The sequence below is a fragment of the Pseudoalteromonas sp. NBT06-2 genome, from assembly GCF_002276045.1.
In the GTDB taxonomy this organism is placed as follows: domain Bacteria; phylum Pseudomonadota; class Gammaproteobacteria; order Enterobacterales; family Alteromonadaceae; genus Pseudoalteromonas.
Map to the genome: position 1 here is coordinate 20,261 of NZ_NQMR01000001.1, position 20,636 is coordinate 40,896.

Annotated in this window: 20 protein-coding genes; 16 read left to right on the top strand and 4 right to left on the bottom strand. The window is 33.4% G+C overall.

What is annotated here, in order from left to right; genetic code table 11:
• The first annotated feature begins 22 nt into the window (after window positions 1–22).
• Window positions 23–1,615 (top strand): lytic transglycosylase, encoded by a 1,593-nt coding sequence (locus CJF42_RS00110; protein ID WP_095364719.1) that lies wholly within the window; start codon window positions 23–25, stop codon window positions 1,613–1,615.
• A 113-nt stretch (window positions 1,616–1,728) separates the two neighbouring features.
• On the opposite strand, the gene CJF42_RS00115 is transcribed toward CJF42_RS00110, so the two are convergent.
• From CJF42_RS00115 to CJF42_RS00130, 4 genes are all read right to left on the bottom strand, one after another.
• The gene (locus tag CJF42_RS00115) at window positions 1,729–2,067 is read right to left on the bottom strand and encodes a hypothetical protein (protein ID WP_095364720.1); all 339 of its coding nucleotides are present in this window, start codon (window positions 2,065–2,067) and stop codon (window positions 1,729–1,731) included.
• Window positions 2,068–2,152: 85 nt separating this feature from the next.
• The gene (gene tsaB / locus CJF42_RS00120) at window positions 2,153–2,845 is read right to left on the bottom strand and encodes a tRNA (adenosine(37)-N6)-threonylcarbamoyltransferase complex dimerization subunit type 1 TsaB (RefSeq protein ID WP_095364721.1); all 693 of its coding nucleotides are present in this window, start codon (window positions 2,843–2,845) and stop codon (window positions 2,153–2,155) included.
• 96 nt (window positions 2,846–2,941) lie between these two features.
• Entirely contained in the window at window positions 2,942–4,882 is a 1,941-nt protein-coding gene (gene yoaA / locus CJF42_RS00125; RefSeq protein ID WP_095364722.1) for a DNA repair helicase YoaA, read from the bottom strand.
• Window positions 4,883–5,002: 120 nt separating this feature from the next.
• Window positions 5,003–5,221: a hypothetical protein gene (locus CJF42_RS00130; protein WP_095364723.1), complete on the bottom strand. Its 219-nt coding sequence runs from the start codon at window positions 5,219–5,221 to the stop codon at window positions 5,003–5,005.
• Between the two features lie 384 nt (window positions 5,222–5,605).
• On the opposite strand from CJF42_RS00130, the gene hisG reads away from it, so the two are divergent.
• From hisG to CJF42_RS00205, 15 genes are all read left to right on the top strand, one after another.
• Complete coding sequence (hisG, locus tag CJF42_RS00135; RefSeq protein ID WP_095364724.1) at window positions 5,606–6,505, top strand: ATP phosphoribosyltransferase; 900 nt, start codon at window positions 5,606–5,608, stop codon at window positions 6,503–6,505.
• Between the two features lie 5 nt (window positions 6,506–6,510).
• Window positions 6,511–7,812 carry a histidinol dehydrogenase gene (gene hisD / locus CJF42_RS00140; RefSeq protein WP_095364725.1) on the top strand — a complete coding sequence of 434 codons (1,302 nt, stop codon included), beginning with the start codon at window positions 6,511–6,513 and terminating at the stop codon, window positions 7,810–7,812.
• Window positions 7,805–8,899, top strand: coding sequence for a histidinol-phosphate transaminase (gene hisC / locus CJF42_RS00145; RefSeq protein WP_095364726.1), 1,095 nt, complete (start codon window positions 7,805–7,807; stop codon window positions 8,897–8,899). Before hisD ends, hisC begins: the two co-directional genes overlap by 8 nt.
• Before the next feature lie 2 nt (window positions 8,900–8,901).
• On the top strand, window positions 8,902–9,963 hold the full coding sequence (gene hisB, locus CJF42_RS00150) for a bifunctional histidinol-phosphatase/imidazoleglycerol-phosphate dehydratase HisB (protein ID WP_095364727.1): 1,062 nt from the start codon (window positions 8,902–8,904) through the stop codon (window positions 9,961–9,963).
• 10 nt (window positions 9,964–9,973) lie between these two features.
• A complete protein-coding gene (gene hisH, locus CJF42_RS00155; protein ID WP_095364728.1) occupies window positions 9,974–10,564 on the top strand; it encodes an imidazole glycerol phosphate synthase subunit HisH in 591 nt (196 codons plus the stop codon).
• A 14-nt stretch (window positions 10,565–10,578) separates the two neighbouring features.
• Window positions 10,579–11,304 (top strand): 1-(5-phosphoribosyl)-5-[(5-phosphoribosylamino)methylideneamino] imidazole-4-carboxamide isomerase, encoded by a 726-nt coding sequence (locus CJF42_RS00160; protein WP_095364729.1) that lies wholly within the window; start codon window positions 10,579–10,581, stop codon window positions 11,302–11,304.
• A complete protein-coding gene (gene hisF, locus CJF42_RS00165) occupies window positions 11,294–12,070 on the top strand; it encodes an imidazole glycerol phosphate synthase subunit HisF (protein ID WP_095364730.1) in 777 nt (258 codons plus the stop codon). The genes CJF42_RS00160 and hisF overlap by 11 nt, the downstream gene beginning before the upstream one ends.
• Complete coding sequence (gene hisIE, locus CJF42_RS00170; protein ID WP_095364731.1) at window positions 12,064–12,675, top strand: bifunctional phosphoribosyl-AMP cyclohydrolase/phosphoribosyl-ATP diphosphatase HisIE; 612 nt, start codon at window positions 12,064–12,066, stop codon at window positions 12,673–12,675. The genes hisF and hisIE overlap by 7 nt, the downstream gene beginning before the upstream one ends.
• Before the next feature lie 238 nt (window positions 12,676–12,913).
• Entirely contained in the window at window positions 12,914–13,114 is a 201-nt protein-coding gene (locus CJF42_RS00175; protein ID WP_095364732.1) for a DUF1289 domain-containing protein, read from the top strand.
• A 93-nt stretch (window positions 13,115–13,207) separates the two neighbouring features.
• Complete coding sequence (locus CJF42_RS00180) at window positions 13,208–14,743, top strand: GGDEF domain-containing protein (RefSeq protein WP_095364733.1); 1,536 nt, start codon at window positions 13,208–13,210, stop codon at window positions 14,741–14,743.
• A gap of 57 nt (window positions 14,744–14,800) precedes the next feature.
• Window positions 14,801–16,153, top strand: a complete 1,353-nt coding sequence (gene ppnN / locus CJF42_RS00185) for a nucleotide 5'-monophosphate nucleosidase PpnN (RefSeq protein ID WP_095364734.1) — start codon at window positions 14,801–14,803, stop codon at window positions 16,151–16,153.
• 129 nt (window positions 16,154–16,282) lie between these two features.
• Entirely contained in the window at window positions 16,283–17,062 is a 780-nt protein-coding gene (gene xni, locus CJF42_RS00190) for a flap endonuclease Xni (protein WP_095364735.1), read from the top strand.
• 7 nt (window positions 17,063–17,069) lie between these two features.
• Window positions 17,070–17,459, top strand: a complete 390-nt coding sequence (locus CJF42_RS00195) for a DUF3192 domain-containing protein (RefSeq protein ID WP_095364736.1) — start codon at window positions 17,070–17,072, stop codon at window positions 17,457–17,459.
• A 55-nt stretch (window positions 17,460–17,514) separates the two neighbouring features.
• Window positions 17,515–19,197, top strand: a complete 1,683-nt coding sequence (locus CJF42_RS00200; RefSeq protein WP_212668759.1) for a hypothetical protein — start codon at window positions 17,515–17,517, stop codon at window positions 19,195–19,197.
• Window positions 19,198–19,288: 91 nt separating this feature from the next.
• Complete coding sequence (locus tag CJF42_RS00205) at window positions 19,289–20,296, top strand: isocitrate dehydrogenase (protein ID WP_095364738.1); 1,008 nt, start codon at window positions 19,289–19,291, stop codon at window positions 20,294–20,296.
• Window positions 20,297–20,636: the final 340 nt, after the last annotated feature.

A 20,636-nucleotide genomic window follows, 5' to 3' on the forward strand; every position in this document is an offset into this window, starting at 1 on the left:
AAAAATTAATAAAAATATAAAAATGAATAAACCACATATAATTGGTTTTACAGCGCTTATGTTAGTAGGCTGTCAAATCACAGAAACTGATAAAGATCAGTTAAACCAAATACAGCAACCTGCCGAACATGCAACAGCACAACCAAACGATATAGTTGACGCATTAACATTATTAGCGCTTTCAGATAATCAAAATGAACAACAAGAGGTAGAGTCTACACCAATATTTGATGATGTGTGGCAGAGAATTAATTATCAATTGTCAATACCTGTTCCCCAAAATCGTGCTGTCGTTACTGAAAGAAATTATTACGCTAAACATCAACGATATCTAGATAGAATTTCAACACGAGGTGCCCCCTATCTATATTACATAGTTGAAGAAGTAGAAAAAAGAAAAATGCCAATTGAACTTGCGCTACTACCAATTGTAGAAAGTGCATTTGACCCATTTGGATACTCCCATAGAAGTGCTTCTGGTATTTGGCAATTTATGCCTGTTACTGGAAAACGTTTTGATTTAAAACAAAACTGGTGGTATGACGGCCGTAGAGACATAGTACAATCTACTCGCGCGGCTCTGGATTACCTTTCCTATCTTCATAAAACATTAGAGGGAGATTGGCTAAATGCCATTGCTGCTTATAATTCAGGAGAAGGACGCGTATTAAAAGCGATAAAAAAAAATAGAAATAAACATTTACCAACTGATTTTTGGTCATTAGACTTACCTGCAGAAACAACAGCTTACGTACCTAAACTATTAGCACTTGCAGATCTACTTAAGAATCAAAAAGAATTTAATGTCACCTGGAAAAAAATTGTCAATGCGCAAGTAATAGACAGTGTCGATATTGGTTCACAAATAGATTTGGCACTTGCCGCACAAATGGCTGATATCAATATTACAGAGTTATATCGTCTTAATCCTGCTTTTAATCGCTGGGCAACAGATCCTGATGGACCATACAATTTATTATTACCAATCGATAAAATTGATGGTTTCAATAAAAAATTAGCTAAAACTAGTATGAAAGACCGTATTAGATGGCAAAGATACCAAGTTCAAAAAGGCGATAGTTTATCTGTCATTGCTAATAAATTTAGTACAAGTACGGACTCAATCAAAACATTAAACAAACTAAATTCAAATATGATCAAATTAGGTCAGCAATTATTTGTTCCTTTAAGTAACGACCAAATTGATAATAAAAACTTATCAAGGAAGATGAGGTTTGCTTCTAAAAGCTCGGATAAAAAGACGCAACAAAAAAGTACTTATATTGTGCGTAAAGGCGATACTCTTTGGGATATTAGCCATGCGCAAGGTGTCACGATACAGCAACTCAGTAAATGGAATAAACTAAAAACCAGTGCAATGATAAAACCAGGTCAGAAATTATTAGTTTATAAAAAACAAAAAAATATAAGTACATTAAAAACGGTTAATAGAACTATCACATACAAAGTCAGAAGTGGTGATTCATTAGCTAGAATTTCAAATCAGTTTAACGTATCTATCTCAGAAATCATAAAATGGAATAACATAAGTAAAAATAAATACTTACAACCAGGACAGAAGCTAAAATTAATTGTAGATGTTAAAAAAACATAGCAATTATCATTAAATAAGATTTAACATGGATGTTAAAAAAACTAAAAAGAAAAACTGTATGTTGTTATTTTCACACTTTCCTATTGTATTAAGTTTTACGACATATATATCTTTTAAGCAAAAGTATCAATTCCAATCAAATTTTGTACTTCGTTTCTTCGCTCTTGATGGGCTAAAGTATTATATGCAGCAATTGCATTACTGGTTTTGTGGTTGGGCTGATCATAAATCGTGCTGTACTTTTCATTTTTTAAACTACTTTCAAATACTTTTATCGCTTCTTTACTGTTAATAAAGCGCGTATCTGATTCATTTCGGTTATTAATAGATCGTTGAGCAAACAATGTTTGCTCAGTTAGTTCTTTTTTAAAGTATTGATTCGATGCTACTTTTAATGGCTTAGAGTATATTAAGTTATCTAATCCATTATTGAATCCGTTTATTACTGACATTGACACCTAACTTATACATGTTTTAAACAATTTTAACTATAATATTTTTTAAGTATATACCTTACACTGAAAAGACTCTAATATACTACCCTTTACGAGGTAGTTTTTTCCAAGTCACTGTATCACGTACATACATAGGTTGTGCTTGTGACGCACTAACACATCCACCTTTGTTATACATATCTGACGCTATTTTTAACATGTACTTGGCATTTGGTAGCGTAATATCAGCTAAAAATTTAATATTATCTGCTTCGTAAAGCTTAGGATAAGTCGCAAACCCAGTACCAACTGCAACAACTTCACTAGAATCTAGCTTTAATAGTTCAGGTTTGATCACAATTTCTTTATCTATTAATCTTGCAATTCCATTTTCATCAGCACAATAATACGCAAAATAAACCTCTGACATACGTGCATCTATTGCAGCATACACATTTTTAGCACCTGTTTCATCAATCGCTTGTTGCGCCATAGTTTGTAGAGTCGAAATCCCAACAACGGGAAGGTTAGCTGAAAATGCTAACCCTTGTGTAATTGCAACACTGATCCTAACGCCAGTAAAACTACCTGGACCACGGCCAAAAGCGATGACATCAAGATCTTTAAGTTTTATATTATCTTTGGTTAATAAAGACTCTATTAATGGTAATATCTTTTGACTGTGTTCTTGTGGGCAGACTTCAAAGTGGCTTACTATATCTTTATTTCTGTGTGCTGATATTGCAGCAGAAAGTGATTCTGTCGCCGCATCAAGAGCTAGTACTTTCAAACTCATTAATTTATTCTCGCTATATTCTTTACTATGTGTGTATTAAAAATAATCATTTATATTCAAATTACACTATAACCTTCATTTAACTTACACTGAATTTTAATCTATATGACTTAAAAACTCAGCTGCTTTATTTAAATCTCTTGTACGTGTCATGTTCGGTAAACTCGATATAAAAACTTCACCATAATTTTTAGTTACTAGCCTATTATCGCAAATAACTAACACACCTTTATCTGTATGGTCTCTTATTAACCTACCTACCCCTTGCTTTAAAGTGATGATAGCTTGAGGTAATTGGATTTTTTCAAATGGGTCTTCGCCTACTTGTTTACACGCTTTCATTTTTGCTTGTAATAAAGGATCATCAGGCGAAATAAATGGTAATTTATCAATAATAACACAACTTAGTGTACTACCTCTAACATCAACCCCTTCCCAAAATGAGGCTGTTCCTAGTAAAACAGAGTTGCCATGGTGAACAAATTTTTCAAGCAGAATACGTTTTGAAGTTTGGCCTTGAACTAAAATTGGATAAGCTACAGTAGAAGCAATTCCTTGGGCAACTAATTCCATCATCCGATAACTGGTAAATAAAATAAAACAACGCCCTTTTGCTGCTTCAATTAATAGTTTAGCAACTTTCACTAAAGCGTGTGCCATATCTTGAGAATTAACTTCCGGTAAATAACGTGGTAAACACAATAAGGCTTGTTTTTTATAATCAAACGGACTTTGTACTATTAAACTTTGTTTAGGCTCTAAGCCTAATGAATTATTAAAATGTGATAATGACTCATCCACTGATAAAGTTGCAGAGGTAAAAACCCAAGATGCATCTAGTTTGTTCATTAAAGCATTAAATTTTTCGGCAACATCTAGCGGTGTAATGTTAATGCTGACATGCATTCTCGTAGTTTCAAACCAATAGCTTAACCCTTTATCATTGGTATCAAACATTAACTCTAATAAAGCTTTAAATGCAATACAACGCTCGAAACAGTGCTCAATTTTAGTGCTTCTTTCTAGGGCAAGTTTAATCACCTGATATAAAAAGGTGATATCGTTAATAATACGATCAGCCGCAAATTTAACACCCGAATGTTTTAAAATTTGGCACCAATCCCCTTTTCCTGAACCTATTGGAAACTCAAGTCTAAAGTCTTTTAAACTAGATTCTAATTTATCTATAGCTTTTCCTAACTGAATCATATCAAATAATTCGGATCTATATATCAGGCGTAGATCTTTTATAAGTGCTAATAAAACGCGCGTACTGACACTTTGACCAAAATAATTACTTGCGATTTCTGATAATTGATGTGCTTCATCAAATATATAGCCATCGGCTTTGGGCATCAATTGCGCAAAACCACTATTTTTTACAGACATATCTGCAAAAAACAAATGGTGATTGACTACTATTACGTCTGCTTCCATGGCTTTCATTCGTGCTTTTTTTATATAACAATCATCATAATCAGGACAAGATTGTCCAAGACAATTATCCGAGGTAGAAGTGACATATGGTAAAACTTTTGCACCTTCTTCTATACCAATACAGTCAGCCATATCTCCTGATTGAGTATTACTGGCAAATTTTGCAACCATTGCAAGTTGATGTAATACATCGGGATCATCTGTTGGTACATGTGATATGTGTTGGTTAAGTCTTAACGGACATAAATAATTCGCTCTACCTTTTAATAAAGCTGTTTTTTTTCCAATTTTTAAGGCCGATAGTACATTGGGTAAGTCTCTATGGAAAAGTTGCTCTTGTAAAGCTTTAGTACCCGTTGAAATTATAATCTTTGTGATGGATTGTGAATTTTCATGCATTAATGCAGGAACAAGATAAGCGAAAGTTTTACCAATACCAGTACCTGCCTCTATCACTAACTGGGATTTATCTTTGAGTGATTTTTCTATTTCGGTAGCCATTTCAATTTGTGCTTCGCGTGGTTTATAACCATCAACTTTGGCTGATAAAGGACCATCTTTAGAGAAAAATGACGATACTTTACTAATTGTTTTTGACATGAAATTACCCAAATTGATTTGAAATCACATTTTACATTTTTTCAGATCAATATCAGATAAAAAATTAATATTTTAGAAGATTAAATGTGAATTTAGCATATTCAATTTTGAATTATTAGTTTATGCCCATGTATCGAGTATATTTTCATCAAATCCTGCTTCTGATTCGCCTTTTTCCGAATTTTCTTCAACTGCATTTACTTTATATTCATTTATTGTTTTATTTTGGTCATTTAGAGACTTTATTTTTGCGTCTTTAATCCCTGCAACATAAATCAAACGCTTTTTTAACGGTTCAATATGTGCAATCCTTGGTAAAAATGGTAGTAAATTATCCATATGCACCTCTACAATAGCATCTTATATAAGCTTATTATCGGCAGGAATAACTTATTCTTTATAATGTAATAAAAAATACTTGTATACAATTACGTTCCATGTTTTTATATAAACACTTTTAAAAAGGAAATATTTATTCAATATTATCCTTAACATAAATTGAATTGGAAAAATTATGCTTTTAATAAACCTGAACATTATTCATCATCATACGAACGAATAACCTTTCAGGTTTTCGCTGGAAGGGTATTCCTAAAAGGAACCCGAGGCGAATAAACACTATATTCATTTTCTCCCCGAGGTCTCCTCGGGGTTTTTAGTTTTAAGCCCCTAAACTTTTTGATATATCGCTTAACAAATACTAAAAATTAACGGGAAATGAAAATGACAGATCAAACTCGCTTACGCATCGCAATTCAAAAATCAGGCAGATTATCTACTGACTGCCAAAACTTATTTAAACAACTTGGTATTAAACTCAATTTAAGAGAGCAAAAATTAATAGCACACTCTACAAATATGCCAATTGATATTTTACGTGTTCGTCACAATGATATTCCAGGGTTAGTTATGGATGGTGTTTGTGACTTAGGTATCGTTGGTGAAAATGAATTAGTTGAAATGCAAGCAGAGCGTGAACAGCAGTCTTTGCCATTTGAAACAAAAAAATTAGCACAACTGGATTTTGGCTATTGTCGTCTTGCACTTGCTTGGCCACAAGAACTAGGCACGGTTGATTCGAATTGGTTTCAAAATAAAAAAATTGCCACAACTTACCCTGCAATCTTAAGTCATTACTTAAAAAGAGAAAACATAAATGCAAGCTTAGTTAACTTATCAGGCTCTGTTGAAGTTGCACCAAGAGCAGGCCTAGCAGATGCTATTTGCGATCTGGTATCAACAGGTGCCACCCTTGAAGCAAACGGTTTAAAGCAAGGTAAGACTATTATGGAGTCTTATGCCTGCCTAATACAAAATCCAGCATTAGATTGCCCAGATAAAGCAGCATTAATTGAAAAATTATTACCTCGCTTAAAAGCGGTCAAACAAGCAAAAGAAAGTAAATACATCATGCTTCACGCGCCAAAATTACGTTTAAAAGAAATATGTGATTTATTGCCTGGCACAGGTCAGCCGACGATGCTCTCTCTAGCTGGCTCTGATGAATTAGTTGCTTTGCACATGGTGAGCCAAGAAACCTTATTTTGGGAAACAATGGAATCACTTAAATCATTAGGCGCTAGTTCGATTTTAGTAATGCCTATTGAAAAAATGATGGAGTAAAGCACGTGTTTAATTGGAATGAGGAAACATGTGCTTCACAAGAATCTATTTTACAACGCCCTGCAATTGCGATTAGTACTGACATCAAATCAGCGACTCAAGCAATATTAGAGCAAGTAAAATCAGATGGAGATGATGCACTCATAAAATTAGCAAAAAAGTTTGATAATGTATCAGAGCTTGATTTATTAGTGACAAGTAATGAAATTAATCAGGCTGAGTTTTTGCTTTCAACACAATTGAAAACAGCAATTGATAGCGCATATAAAAATATCTTAGCTTTTCATGAAATACAACAACCTAAAGATATCATGCTTGAAACAGTACCAGGGGTTTTATGTGAGCTTAAATACCAGGCGATTGAATCTGTTGGTATTTATGTACCAGGCGGAAGTGCGCCATTACCATCATCAGTATTAATGCAAGGAGTACTTGCTCAATTGAGCGGTGCTAAAACAGTTGTATTAGCAACCCCGGTAAAAAATGAAAATAAATTGAACCCTGCAATTTTATATGCAGCAAAATTATGTGGTATTAAAAAAATATTAAAATCAGGCGGTGCAGGTGCTATTGCAGCACTCGCATTTGGTACAAAAAGTATCCCGAAGGTAAATAAAATATTCGGTCCAGGTAATGCGTTTGTCACTATGGCAAAACAACTGGTATCACAACAAATACCTGGACTAGCAATTGATATGCCTGCGGGTCCCTCTGAACTAGTTGTTATTGCAGACCAAAGAGCTAATTCTGACTTTGTTGCAGCAGACTTGTTATCTCAAGCTGAACACGGAGCAGATTCTCAAGTTATTTTAATATCTAATTGTGAGCAAACAATTGAAAAAACAAAAATCGCATTAAGTGAGCAATTAAAAACGCTTTCCAGAGCCGATACTGCAATGGCAGCGCTTGAGAATTCAGCTTTTATTCTAGTCGATTCTATTACGCAAGCCTTCGAAGTATCTGCTAATTATGGCCCTGAGCACTTAATCTTACAATTAGGTGTTTGTGATGAATATTTATCATTAGTTAAAAATGCGGGCTCTGTTTTTGTCGGTGACTATAGCCCAGAATCAGCAGGCGATTATGCCTCTGGAACAAACCACGTATTACCAACATACGGGTATTCAAAGGTTTACTCTAGTTTAAATTTATTAGATTTTTACCGAACTTACACAGTGCAAACAATTACTAAACAAGGATTAAGTAATTTATCTTCAGCAATTTTGCCTATCGCAGAATCTGAAGGCTTAGATGCACATGCCAGAGCTGTCAGTATTAGATTAGAACAAGGAGAAAGTAATGTCTGAATTAATACCTGATCAAACAACTAAGCTATTACCTGATTATATTGATAAATTAACAGCATATAGCTCAGCAAAAAGTGAAAAACTGACTGGTACTACTTGGTTAAATGCCAATGAAAATCCTTATGTAAAAAATATCACGCTAAGTGTTGATAATTTAAATCGATATCCAGAACCACAACCTGAAGATGTGATATCTCGATATGCTAATTATGCTCAGGTAAATACAAATCAAGTTTTAATGACCCGTGGCGCAGATGAAGGTATTGAATTATTAATTCGTACCTTTTGCAGGTCAAGAAAAGACAGTATCACGATATTTCTGCCTACTTATGGAATGTATAAAGTCAGTGCTCAAAGCCACAATGTCGGCTTAAATTCATTAACGCAAGATGATTTACAAACAAGTACAATCAGCCAATTAGTTGAAAAAATCGGTCATTCAAAATTAGTCTTTATTTGTAACCCTAATAACCCGACAGGAGCTTTAGTCGGTACGAAGAGAATAGAAATGTTATCAGATGCATTGCCTACTAATGCGATTTTGGTTATTGATGAAGCATATATTGAATTTTGTAGTGATTATTCAAGTACGAAATTAATAAATAATAACAGAAACATCGTTGTTTTGAGAACATTATCTAAAGCTTTTGCATTAGCGGGACTCAGATGTGGATTTACTTTAGCCTCACCGATTATTTTAGCTGCGATAAAAAAGGTATTAGCGCCCTATCCTGTTTCGACCGTTGTCGCTTTGATTGCAAAAAATGCCCTTGTGAATGACGCTATTACCAGTATGCGTCGACAGGTTAATATATTAAATAAACTAAAACTTGAATTAATCGATTGGCTTGATTCCTCACCTCAGGTTGACAAGGTACTCGTTGGCTCAGGTAACTTTGTTACTTTAAAACTTAAAAGTGCAGAGTATATTCAAGTCGCCAGTGAAATAGGTTTGATCATGCGGCCTTTAAACCTGTTTGATAGTGATACATGGTTAAGGATCAGCATTGGCAGTAATACTGAGTTAGCTCAAGTAAAAATTTGGCTTAATACCATAAATAATAACAATTTCAGTAGTAAGAGATAATCATGCAAAAACCATATTTATTCATTGATCGTGACGGTACTTTAATTGATGAACCGAAAGAAGATAAACAAGTTGATACACTTGCTAAAGTGAAATTAGAGCCAGGAGTCATCACAGCTTTACTACAACTGCAACAAGCTGGATATACTCTTGTCATGGTATCAAACCAAGACGGCTTAGGCACTGATAGTTTTCCAACAGCTGACTTTGCCCTTGCACAAGATAAAATGATGGAGATTTTTACAACCCAAGGCATTACTTTTGAATCAGTATTAATTTGTCCACATTTTAATGATCAAAATTGTGACTGTAGAAAACCTAAAACGGGCTTACTTACCAACCTAATGCAATCAGGAAAAGTCAATTTAGCGAAATCCTTTGTTATTGGTGATAGAGAAACAGATACTGGACTTGCTAAAAACTTATGTTGTAAAGGCCTTCTTTATGACGGAGATTGGCCAAAAATCGTCACACAATTAACGACCTTAAACCGTAAAGCGAGTATTAGTAGAGATACTAAAGAGACACAAATTTCAGTTAAGTTAAATTTAGACGAAATTGCAAAAGGTAATATAAACACTGGCTTGGGCTTTTTTGATCACATGTTAGATCAAATTAAAACTCACGGTAACTTTATGTTAGATATTCAAGCAAAAGGTGATTTGCATATAGATGAACATCACTTAGTAGAAGATATTGGTATTGCGTTAGGGCAAGCACTTAAAAAAGCATTAGGTACTAAGTCTCAAATTGCCAGATATGGCTTTGCACTACCTATGGACGAATGTTTAGCACAAGCACAAATTGATCTATCAGGTCGTGCGTCATTTGTATTAAATGCCAACTTCAGCCGTGAAAAGATCGGTGATTTAGATGTACAAATGGTTGAGCATTTTTTCAAAAGCTTAACTGATAACGCAAATTTAAGTTTAATTTTGAGCGTCAGTGATGGAAATTGTCATCACCAAGTCGAAGGTTTATTTAAGGTATTTGCTAGAGCGCTACGTATGGCAATAACAACAGATAAAAGTCAAAGTTTAGCTAGCTCTAAAGGCTGTTTGTAAGGAGATGTCAGTGTTAGCAATTATAGATACCGGATGTGCCAATATAAATTCCGTCAGGTTTGCCTTTGAACGTTTAGGTGTCACACCCAAAGTGATCACAAACGTAGATCAAGTTCAAAGCGCTGAGCGTATTATCTTACCGGGTGTCGGTCATGCATCAGTTGCTATGGATAGATTAATATCTGGAAACTGGCTTGATGCCATAAATGAATTTGAGCGCCCAATAATGGGTATTTGCTTAGGTATGCAATTACTATGTGAGCAATCATCTGAAGGCAACATAAAAACCTTAAATAAAATTAAAGGCAACGTTTCACAGCTAGATGTAGGTCAACTAACTAGCCCACATATGGGTTGGAATAATTTAAATGTATTAAAACCACATGCTTTAACAAAAGGCATTACAAGTGAAGACCAAGTTTACTTTGTACATAGTTTTGCACATCAGATAAATGAGTGTACTTTCGCAACAACTAAATATGGACAAAGTTTTTCAGCCATAATTGCGCAAGATAATATCGCTGGTATGCAATTTCATCCAGAACGTTCAGCTAAAGTCGGTGCACGGCTATTACAAAACTTTTTAGATTGGCAAATATAGGCTTATAAAAAATTATGATTATTCCAGCATTAGATGTATTACAAAACAAAATTGTACGTTTATATCAAGGTAAATATGAGACTGCGCAGTTCTACCCTTTTAAACTTGCACAGCGATTAAAACAATATGCAGGTTCAGGTGCACAACAATTACATTTAGTTGACTTAGAAGGTGCACGTGATCCGAGTAAAAAACAATGGCAACATATACAAAACGCATTAAAAGAGCTCAAAGTACCTTTTCAAATCGGCGGCGGTATACGAAGCGAATCGGATATTTTTACTTGGCTAGACGCAGGAGCATCCCAAGTTGTGATTGGCTCTATGGCTGTAGAGAAACGTCAAATAGTCAGTGAATGGATAGCTAAGTTTGGTGCAGATTGCTTTGTTATTGCATTAGATGTTAACAAAACAGATTTTGGTTGGTTACCCGCAACACATGGCTGGTTAGAGACATCAAAATATAGTTTATTTGAATTAGTTGCCTTTTACTTATCAATTGGGATTACTCACTTTCTATGCACGGACATCAGTAAAGATGGCACTATGACAGGGCCTTCTTTTGCACTATATGAAGATCTACTCAATGAGTTTCCCCAAATAAAAGTCCAAGCATCTGGTGGTGTTAGTTCACTCGAAGACATAAAGAAACTCAATGCGATAGGTGTATCTGGTATTATTTTAGGTAAATCATTATTAGATAATGCCTTTACCGTTGAGGAGGCGATTGATGCTAAGTAAACGCATTATACCTTGCTTAGATGTAAAAAATGGTCAAGTAGTTAAAGGCGTTAAGTTTAAAGGTCATGAAGTGGTTGGTGATATATTAGATTTAGCTAAAGCCTATAGTGATGCAGGCGCTGATGAATTAGTATTTTACGAAATCAGTGCTAGTGTAGAACAGCGCCTACTTGATTTAACTTGGGTCGAGACTATCGCAAAAAATATTGATATTCCATTTTGTGTTGCTGGAGGCATTAAGTCTGTTGAAGATGCAGGAAGAGTTTTAAAGCAAGGCGCCGATAAAATTAGTATCAATAGTCCGGCAATTGCCAGGCCTGAGCTCATTACAGAACTACATGATGAATTTGGTAAGCAATGTGTTGTTGTGGGTATTGACAGCTTTTATGATGAAGTAACAAACGAATACCTTGTTTATCAATTAACTGGTGACCCAAATGCAACAAGCAGAACGCGTTACAATACATTAGACTGGGTAAAAAAAGTGGTAGACTTAGGTGCAGGAGAAATCGTTCTTAACTGTATGAACCAAGATGGTGTTAGAAATGGTTATGATATTGCGCAATTAAAAAAAGTCCGCAATATTTGCTCATTACCTATCATTGCATCAGGAGGTGCAGGTTCAGTGGTTGATTTTAAAAATGTATTTGAGCAAACCAATGTTGATGGTGCCCTTGCTGCCAGTGTTTTTCATAAAGACATTATAAAAATCCCGGAACTTAAACAATATTTGGCTCAAAATAAAATAGCGACAAGATTATGTTAATAAATACGAGTAATACAAAAGAAATAGATTTTACGAAATGTGAACTTATTCCAGCAATTGTGCAAGACAAATATACGGGTGTGGTTTTAATGCAAGGGTTTATGAACTATGAAGCATTAGAAAAAACATTGGCATGCAATATGGTTACTTTTTACAGCCGTTCAAAAAAAAGGTTATGGACAAAAGGCGAATCATCAGATAATTATTTAATAGTAAAAGAAATTCACACAGATTGTGATTTTGATTCAATTTTGATTTTAGCTGAGCCTAAAGGGCCAACTTGCCATTTAGGCTCACAGAGTTGTTTTGAAAATGCAAAACCTGATCTCGCTTTTATTGCACAACTTAATCGAGTTATCTCCAAGCGCAAAAAAGATGATCCTAATGAAAGTTACACGGCATCTTTATTTGCAAAAGATATTAGCCGCAGTGCTCAAAAAGTTGGAGAAGAAGGTGTTGAAGTTGCCTTAGCTGCGGTGAAGCAAAATATAGATGAACTAAATAATGAATCTGCTGATTTAATATATCATTTATTAGTATTACTTCAACACAGTAAAACTGATATTAGTCAGGTAGTCCAAGTATTAGAACAACGACATAAATAGCTTTTTACTTAGCTAGATCATAAAAGGCATCAAGTTTGATGCTTTTTTGTTATTTATATCCAAGTGACTTGGTATACATAAAAGGTATTCTTATTTAGCAAAATTACCAAGCAAAGGTTGAATAAATGATATTAACCAAATTAGTCGTTTGATATTTCCCTTTAATATATTATAACTCTCTTAATAATAATGATAACATAATCGTTAATTATGTAACTCAGATAACAGTTATTATTTCATGAAATCACACACTGCAAAAACTAAAAAAAAGCAGTACAAAACCGCGTGCATTGGTCAATGCCATCGTTTAAAAGGCTTTTGTGAAGGATGTGGAAGAACTATCACAGAAATACAAGATTGGATTTTGTTAACTCAAAAAGAAAAAGAGACTATACTAAACACACCTATTTTTTTTGATAAACCGAAATTAGGGAATTAATGATAATTTTTCTTTGATTGTTCAATTTTTATTATTTTACGTACACTATGATGCAATCATTTTGTCAAAGTTAGAAAAGGAAGACATAAGTTAGTGACAAATCAATTAGAAATCTTACAAAAGAAACTAAATAAAGCAATCAAAAACAGAGATCTTATTGAAACAACAAGACAATCTCAACTTGGTGCGCTAACACAGTTTGTAGCAAAACTTTCCTTAGTTTGTAAAGGACAAGATTTGGAGCTTGATAATAAACTGGCTAAATTCCGCGCTTTGTTAAATAAAGGAGTTGACTTTGAAATTCTATTCCCTTTTATAGATGAAATTACAAATATTTTAAAATCACAAGAAACAAAACAAGATACAAATATTCGTAAGTTACAGCAAAGTGTGAATAATGCAGGTAAAAAATTGCAACAAACAAAAGGCGTACCTGATGAACTTCGCAGAAGTTTAAGGAGCATCTTATCAAAAGATTTACATGGCATAAAAGCAACTTCTGACTTCATTCCTTTATTATCTAAATTAGTCGAGATTTACCATAAAGTATTAAATAATAAAAATGATAAATTAAACTCTTCTGGATCAGACATAGCACCTAAACTCGCTCAGGAATTATTAAATTTAACCAGTGAGCTTGCATTTGAAGGTGAAAATGCAATATTTTTTGAGGAAATAAAACTACAGATCAGTAAAGACTTTAAACTTGAAGCTTTACTAGATGCTTGCATAAATATTATTCGAATAATTATATCGAACATTTCTCAAGAAAGAGATACTGCTCAACAATTCCTGGTAAATGTAAATGAAACACTTAATCTACTTCACCAAACACTTTTAGACTCAGTACAACGCTCAAAAGACGTTGGCCATAAAATGGCAAGTCTAAATCAAAAAATTGAAGATAAAATCTCACAACTTGCAAGTGAAACTGAAGAAGCTTCTACGATAGATTCTTTAAAAATTGTAGTTGGACAAAAACTTGAAGCATTAACTCTTGATATTAAATTTAAAGAGGATATTGAATTATCTGAAAGAGAATCTTTAGCCAACACATTAAAAAAAATGCAATCTCGTATTAATTCTTTAGAAAGTGAAACTAAAAACTATAAAGAAAAATTGGCAGAGCAAAGATTTAAAAGCCTTCAAGATAGCTTAACTAAATTACCTAACCGTGCAGCTTACGATGAAAGAATCGCTTTAGAATTTAATACATTTGAACGAAGCCAGCACGACCTATGCCTCGTTGTCGTAGATATAGATCACTTCAAACGTGTTAATGATACGTTTGGACATAGCGCTGGAGATAAAACTCTGCAAGTTCTTGCAAATGCTCTTAAAAAGTCAGTGAGAGTGACAGACTTTATTTCACGATTTGGTGGTGAAGAGTTTGTTATTATTATGCCTAATTCAGATCTAAAACAAATTTTAGGTCCACTTGAGAAAATAAGAAAAACAATTAAAAGTATCCCTTTTAAATTTAAAGACAAAAACATAAGAATTACAATTTCAATAGGCGCAAGCCAATTTAAAAAATCAGATAGTATTCTTGAAGTTTTTGACCGTGCAGATTCAGCCCTTTATGAAGCTAAAAATTCAGGTCGCGATCGTATAATTTTAAAAAAATAATCGCATTTATTAAATTAAAAACTATATTTAAATTATATAGTTATTTAAGGAATGCTTATGAGTACACAATTAAACCCAATTGGAATTTTAGATCTTCTTTCTCAATTAGAAGTTGACTCACTAAAAAAATCATCTACGAGTAATCTCTATCATTTATTTAGAAACTGCTCACTAGCCGTACTTAATGTGGGTAGCCATACAGATTCCAGCTCTGAAATATACGAGAAATATAAAAGTTTCGATATCAATTTATTATGTCGTGAACGTGGAATAAAAATAGAGCTACATAACCCGCCTGAAACAGCTTTCGTAGATGGAAAAATCATCACCGGTATCCATGAACATTTGTTTTCCGTTATACGTGATATTCTGTTTATACAAAGTAAATATGATAATAATCGCATTAATTTAACAGATTCGAACCATATTACTCATGTTGTATTTGACATGTTACGTAATGCAAATGCCTTACCTATAACAAAAGAACCTAATATGATAGTTTGCTGGGGCGGTCACTCCATTGCAGACAATGAGTATAGATATACTAAGGAAGTTGGTTATCAATTAGGCTTAAGAGGACTAAATATTTGCACTGGATGTGGACCTGGAGCAATGAAAGGGCCAATGAAAGGTGCTACGATCGGGCATGCCAAACAAAGAATACGTGATAATAGATACGTTGGACTTACTGAGCCAAGTATTATTGCAGCAGAGCCGCCCAATCCGATTGTAAATGAATTAACCATTTTACCTGATATAGAAAAAAGATTAGAAGCTTTTGTCAGGATCAGCCACGGGATCATTATTTTTCCAGGAGGTGCTGGTACTGCGGAAGAATTACTATATCTTCTAGGGATTTTGCTCCACCCTGAAAATGAACAACAATGCTTGCCTGTTATTTTAACTGGCCCAAAAGAAAGTCAAGCTTATTTCGATGAAATATCACTGTTTATTCAAAAGACACTAGGAGATTCGGCGTTAAGTAAATTTAAAGTTATTATTGACGATCCAAGTGCTGTCGCGGCGTATTTTAAGCAACAAATGATTAAAGTGAGAGAATATAGAAAAGAAAAAGGTGATGCCTACCATTTTAATTGGACATTAAAGATAGAGCCTGAATTCCAGCTGCCTTTTGCACCAACACACGAAAATATGTCGAGCTTAAATTTACATTTATCTCAACAACCACAACAACTTGCTGCCAATTTGAGGCGAGCATTTTCAGGTATTGTAGCTGGAAATGTTAAAGACGAAGGTATACAAGAAATTAAACGAAATGGTCCATTTGAATTACAGGGTGATGTTGATTTAATGAAATTTATGGATACTTTGTTACAAGCTTTTGTAAAACAAGGACGAATGAAATTACCTAGTTCAACCTATATCCCTTGCTACAAAATTAAAGTCTAAAATTATTATTAAATAAATTGTATAGGTTTTACTGTAAAAATAGTTAAAATGATAAGTAAAGAGCTAAAAACTAGCCCTTTACTTATCACATTAATATTATTCATCATAATGAAGGCTTAATATAAACTGATGTCAACAAATGTATTATTAATAGACGCTTTAAATTTAATTCGGCGCATCTATGCTGTAGATAGTAATCATAAACACTTAACAGATGAGCAAATTATTAATTCAGCCCATCAACGAGTTGTAAATGCAACAAAGAAGCTTCTAAAATTGTCACAAGCAACACATGCAATTGCAGTCTTCGATGGTGACAAAAGTTGGCGATATACTTATTTTGAAAATTATAAACAAAATAGAAGTGAAATGCCCATAGCACTTAAAAATGCATTAAATACTTTTAAACAAGGCTTTAATGAATCTGGAATAATGTCATTTTCTCCCGAACAAGATGAAGCAGATGATATAATAGCAACACTTGCGAGTAAGATATCTAATCAAGATATTGCGTGTACGATTGTGTCGACTGATAAAGGTTTTTTACCTTTACTTAATCAGCATATCACTATTTATGATTATTTTTCTCAAAAAAGAATAACGCCTGATGACGTACAAGAAAAATACAATTTGCCAATTAATAAATTAGTAGAATTTTGGGCTTTAGCAGGTGATCATACCAATGATATCCCTGGTGTTAAAGGCATTGGTAAGAAAACAGCTTTAAACATATTGACTAACAATGCTTCTGTAGAAGCCGCCTTAGCAAATAATGACCTACCAGAGAAGGTAAAATCAAAACTAACCTCATCAATATCTGATTTCATAACGGCAAAGGTTCTAGTGACATTACGCAATGATATTAATTTAGGTTTTTCATTAAAACAATTGAGAGTGAAGTTGAGTTAAAACACTTATGATAAAAAAAATATTTCACTATATATTATTGGGCTTAGGTGTCTATGCCGTTTTAGCTGCATCTGTAATCCTTTTTTATAAAGATGATCCTGCAACGATGAATTGGCAAGATCGCCAGTCATATAATAAACGCTTCATATCTAATTTAAAATTAAAAGATCCAAGGTATTTCGATACAGTTATAGAAAAACTGGGCTCACCAGATCTTACCTTTGCAAAAAAAACACCCACTGATACATATCAAATACTTTATTATCGAACGCAACACATGAAATCAGATGGAATTACCACAGTAGATGAATGTACAGGTTTAATGTTTAAGAATAACTTACTAATAGCTTGGGGTCCTGAAGCAGATAAAACCTACGAAATAATATCACATGAATAAGTTATCAGCACAAGATTTTGCATCACTAGTCAGTGATACGCAAAAATTACTCAGCTTGTATTATCATAAAGATAAATGGAAAAGTATATTTCCTACTATTAGTCATTTATCTGAAAGATATGATGATTTTTACCAAATAAAGCCTAATGCAATGCAAGCTCAGCTTTGTTTTTATCTTGAAAAACAAGGGTACACTACAAACCTTGTAATAAACCAAATCATTATAGTTCTGTCTATTAGCCATAGTTTAGGCATTAACAAATTACTGCGACAACAATTAATTGCAGCATGTTTATGTCAATATATATGTATTCAAAAAGAAAACAATGCAATTGCATCTCAGCAAAAGCTTTCTCCTCAAAGCGTAAAGTTATTTAAAATGCGGTATAGTTTAACTCTAAGGTTATTAGATTATGGTCAAGTACCCAATGGCATTATTCAGGATATATTTCGAAATATAACTTTATATACTCAAATTACAATGGGCAAAAAACAGGGCATTTTAGTTAATAAAAATACGCTAATAATTAGTATTGCAACTTATTTAGCTAAGCAAATAACGATAGCAAAAAACCATAACGCAAAAAGTTTAGCTTCATCAATCGCTACCCTCTATCTAGAGTGTAACCAATTTAACGTACAATTCTTGTTAAAGAAATTGATTGGTTACTTACCTGAAGTTTTACCGGGTACTATGTTAAAAGGACCCCAAAGTACTTATTACATAGGTACATATTATAAAAATGAAAAACCATTATACTTAAACTTCAACATCCCCCTAAATCATAATTCTAGTAAAGGAAGTTTCTCTTTAGCTAAACTTCAAAATCTAAACAATAAGCCCCAGCAAATATGCCAAGATCAAGGTATTATTTTTAAGATATGGTTTCAGCCACTTTCAGATATTTTGTCAAAAAATGAGTTGATATCAAATCAAATGGAAAATTTATCAATTGTAAATGATACACTTGAACTACTTGAGAGTAGTTTAAAGGCAAAAAATCATCATTCTATTGAGGATTTATGCCAGCTATTAAGTCCTTATCAGGAGATTTCAGAAGAATTATGTAAATTAGCTTCAAATGCAAATCGAACAGAACAAAGTATACACTCAGTGCGCCATGCCATTATGATGCTAGGAGCCATTCGCACACCTCTTCTAATTCAAAAGTTAATCTTACAAATGCAATTAGAAGAACTTGGAATTTCACAGTGGTTTTTATTAAAAGCTAAAGTTAATTCTCTTGTATCTGCAGCTGAAAAAGCTGCTCAACAAATATATGATTTTCTACCAGAGGAAGCGGGTATATGTATATTACAGTATTGTTTAACTGTTTTAACAGAAACTAATAAAATACCACTCAAGATCACCAACTTTGATACCAAAGCAGTGCTAGGTTCTCCTTTTTTAGCGGAAAGTCTTTTGGGTATTGAGCAACCAATTGACGTTACAAGTAGTAACATGCATGAACACCTTTCTAAAGAGTGGTTAAGTGCGATTGAAACCTTGCAAAAAAAATCAATAGATGTAACAACTCAGTTATTTTCTAATCACATTTATTGTCTAGGCATTGCTCTTCTTACGACCAATAAAATATATAAACCAGAATATAATTTTGATGCCTATACTAATGATTTTATTTCGAAAGCACTGAAAAATTTAAAACTGACAACTTTGGATAATTATTTACATAGTTTATCAGAACTACATTTCAATAATTACATTAATTTCAACTAAACAACACTTATGACAGGTAAAAAGTAGATAAATCACTGTTAAATTGATATAAATACACTTTGAATATTTATTCTAAATTTAAGGAAATTTAATGGCTAAGCGAACCATTACAGTTATTAAAGGCGACGGCATTGGCCCAAGTATTATTGATTCAGCTTTAGAGATACTTAAAGCTGCTGGTTGTAATTTTGACTATGAATTTGTAGATGCTGGATTAGCGGCCCTTGAAAGTACAGGTGAACTTCTACCTCAGAGAACACTTGATGCAATCGTTAAAAATAAAATCACATTAAAAGGACCTTTAACCACCCCTGTTGGAGAAGGCTTTACTTCAATCAATGTCACTTTAAGAAAAAAATTCAATTTATACGCTAACGTAAGGCCTGTAAAATCATTTATTGGTACTAAAGCACGTTATGACAATATCGATATTATTACAGTACGCGAAAATACACAGGGCATGTACTCAGGTTTAGGGCAAACAACTTCAGAAGATGGTTGTGAAGCACAAGCGATGTCAATGATCACACGTGAAGGTGCTGAAAAAATTATTACATTTGCTTATGAACTTGCACTTAGGGAAAATAGAAAAAAAGTCACAACTGTACATAAAGCTAATATTTTAAAATCTACCTCAGGTTTATTTTTAAAAGTTGCACGTGAAATCGCACAAAAATATCCACAAATAGAATCAACTGAAATGATCGTAGATGCAACATGTATGAAGCTAGTCATGACACCAGAAGAGTTTGATGTCATTGTAACGACTAACCTATTTGGCGATATATTATCGGATTTATGTGCCGGTTTAGTTGGCGGTTTAGGAATGGCACCAGGCGCTAATATAGGTGAAGATGCTGCAATATTTGAAGCTGTACATGGTAGTGCCCCAGATATTGCAGGAAAAAACCTCGCAAATCCAACATCTGTGATCTTGGCTTCAATTCAAATGCTAGAGCATTTAGATATGGCGGATACAGCACAGCGGATTAGAAATGCCGTCGCTGACGTCATTAAATCAGGTGATAGGACAACCCGAGACCTTGGTGGAAAACATGGCACAAATGACTTTACTCAGTCTGTAATCGATAGATTATAAATTTATATAGATTAACCCTTTATTTCATACATAAAGGGTTATTCCAATTAACAACACTCAATTAAGCATAAACAATCTAATTGTTTAAAAATATATATATAATTTAAAAACTTCATCTCTTTACTGTGAATTTAATGCATTATTAATTCATTTAGAAATCTTTCTTGACATTTAACTTGAAAAAATATAAAAATAGATTAATTAAATTTTAATAGTATTTAAACATGAAATTAGCATTTATCCTTGTCAATCTATTCGTCCTGGTCACTTTGGTGTTACCTGAGTATTGTTGATGTGAAAAGCTAATGAATAAATAAAGCCTCCGCATCTAACGGAGGTT

Bases quoted from the DNA above. Each gene is read 5' to 3' on its own strand.
- CJF42_RS00110 (WP_095364719.1), top strand. From the start codon at position 23: ATGAATAAACCACATATAATTGGTTTTACAGCGCTTATGTTAGTAGGC.
- CJF42_RS00115 (WP_095364720.1), bottom strand. From the start codon at position 2,067: ATGTCAGTAATAAACGGATTCAATAATGGATTAGATAACTTAATATAC.
- tsaB (WP_095364721.1), bottom strand. From the start codon at position 2,845: ATGAGTTTGAAAGTACTAGCTCTTGATGCGGCGACAGAATCACTTTCT.
- yoaA (WP_095364722.1), bottom strand. From the start codon at position 4,882: ATGTCAAAAACAATTAGTAAAGTATCGTCATTTTTCTCTAAAGATGGT.
- CJF42_RS00130 (WP_095364723.1), bottom strand. From the start codon at position 5,221: ATGGATAATTTACTACCATTTTTACCAAGGATTGCACATATTGAACCG.
- hisG (WP_095364724.1), top strand. From the start codon at position 5,606: ATGACAGATCAAACTCGCTTACGCATCGCAATTCAAAAATCAGGCAGA.
- hisC (WP_095364726.1), top strand. From the start codon at position 7,805: ATGTCTGAATTAATACCTGATCAAACAACTAAGCTATTACCTGATTAT.
- hisB (WP_095364727.1), top strand. From the start codon at position 8,902: ATGCAAAAACCATATTTATTCATTGATCGTGACGGTACTTTAATTGAT.
- CJF42_RS00160 (WP_095364729.1), top strand. From the start codon at position 10,579: ATGATTATTCCAGCATTAGATGTATTACAAAACAAAATTGTACGTTTA.
- hisF (WP_095364730.1), top strand. From the start codon at position 11,294: ATGCTAAGTAAACGCATTATACCTTGCTTAGATGTAAAAAATGGTCAA.
- hisIE (WP_095364731.1), top strand. From the start codon at position 12,064: ATGTTAATAAATACGAGTAATACAAAAGAAATAGATTTTACGAAATGT.
- CJF42_RS00175 (WP_095364732.1), top strand. From the start codon at position 12,914: ATGAAATCACACACTGCAAAAACTAAAAAAAAGCAGTACAAAACCGCG.
- ppnN (WP_095364734.1), top strand. From the start codon at position 14,801: ATGAGTACACAATTAAACCCAATTGGAATTTTAGATCTTCTTTCTCAA.
- xni (WP_095364735.1), top strand. From the start codon at position 16,283: ATGTCAACAAATGTATTATTAATAGACGCTTTAAATTTAATTCGGCGC.
- CJF42_RS00195 (WP_095364736.1), top strand. From the start codon at position 17,070: ATGATAAAAAAAATATTTCACTATATATTATTGGGCTTAGGTGTCTAT.
- CJF42_RS00205 (WP_095364738.1), top strand. From the start codon at position 19,289: ATGGCTAAGCGAACCATTACAGTTATTAAAGGCGACGGCATTGGCCCA.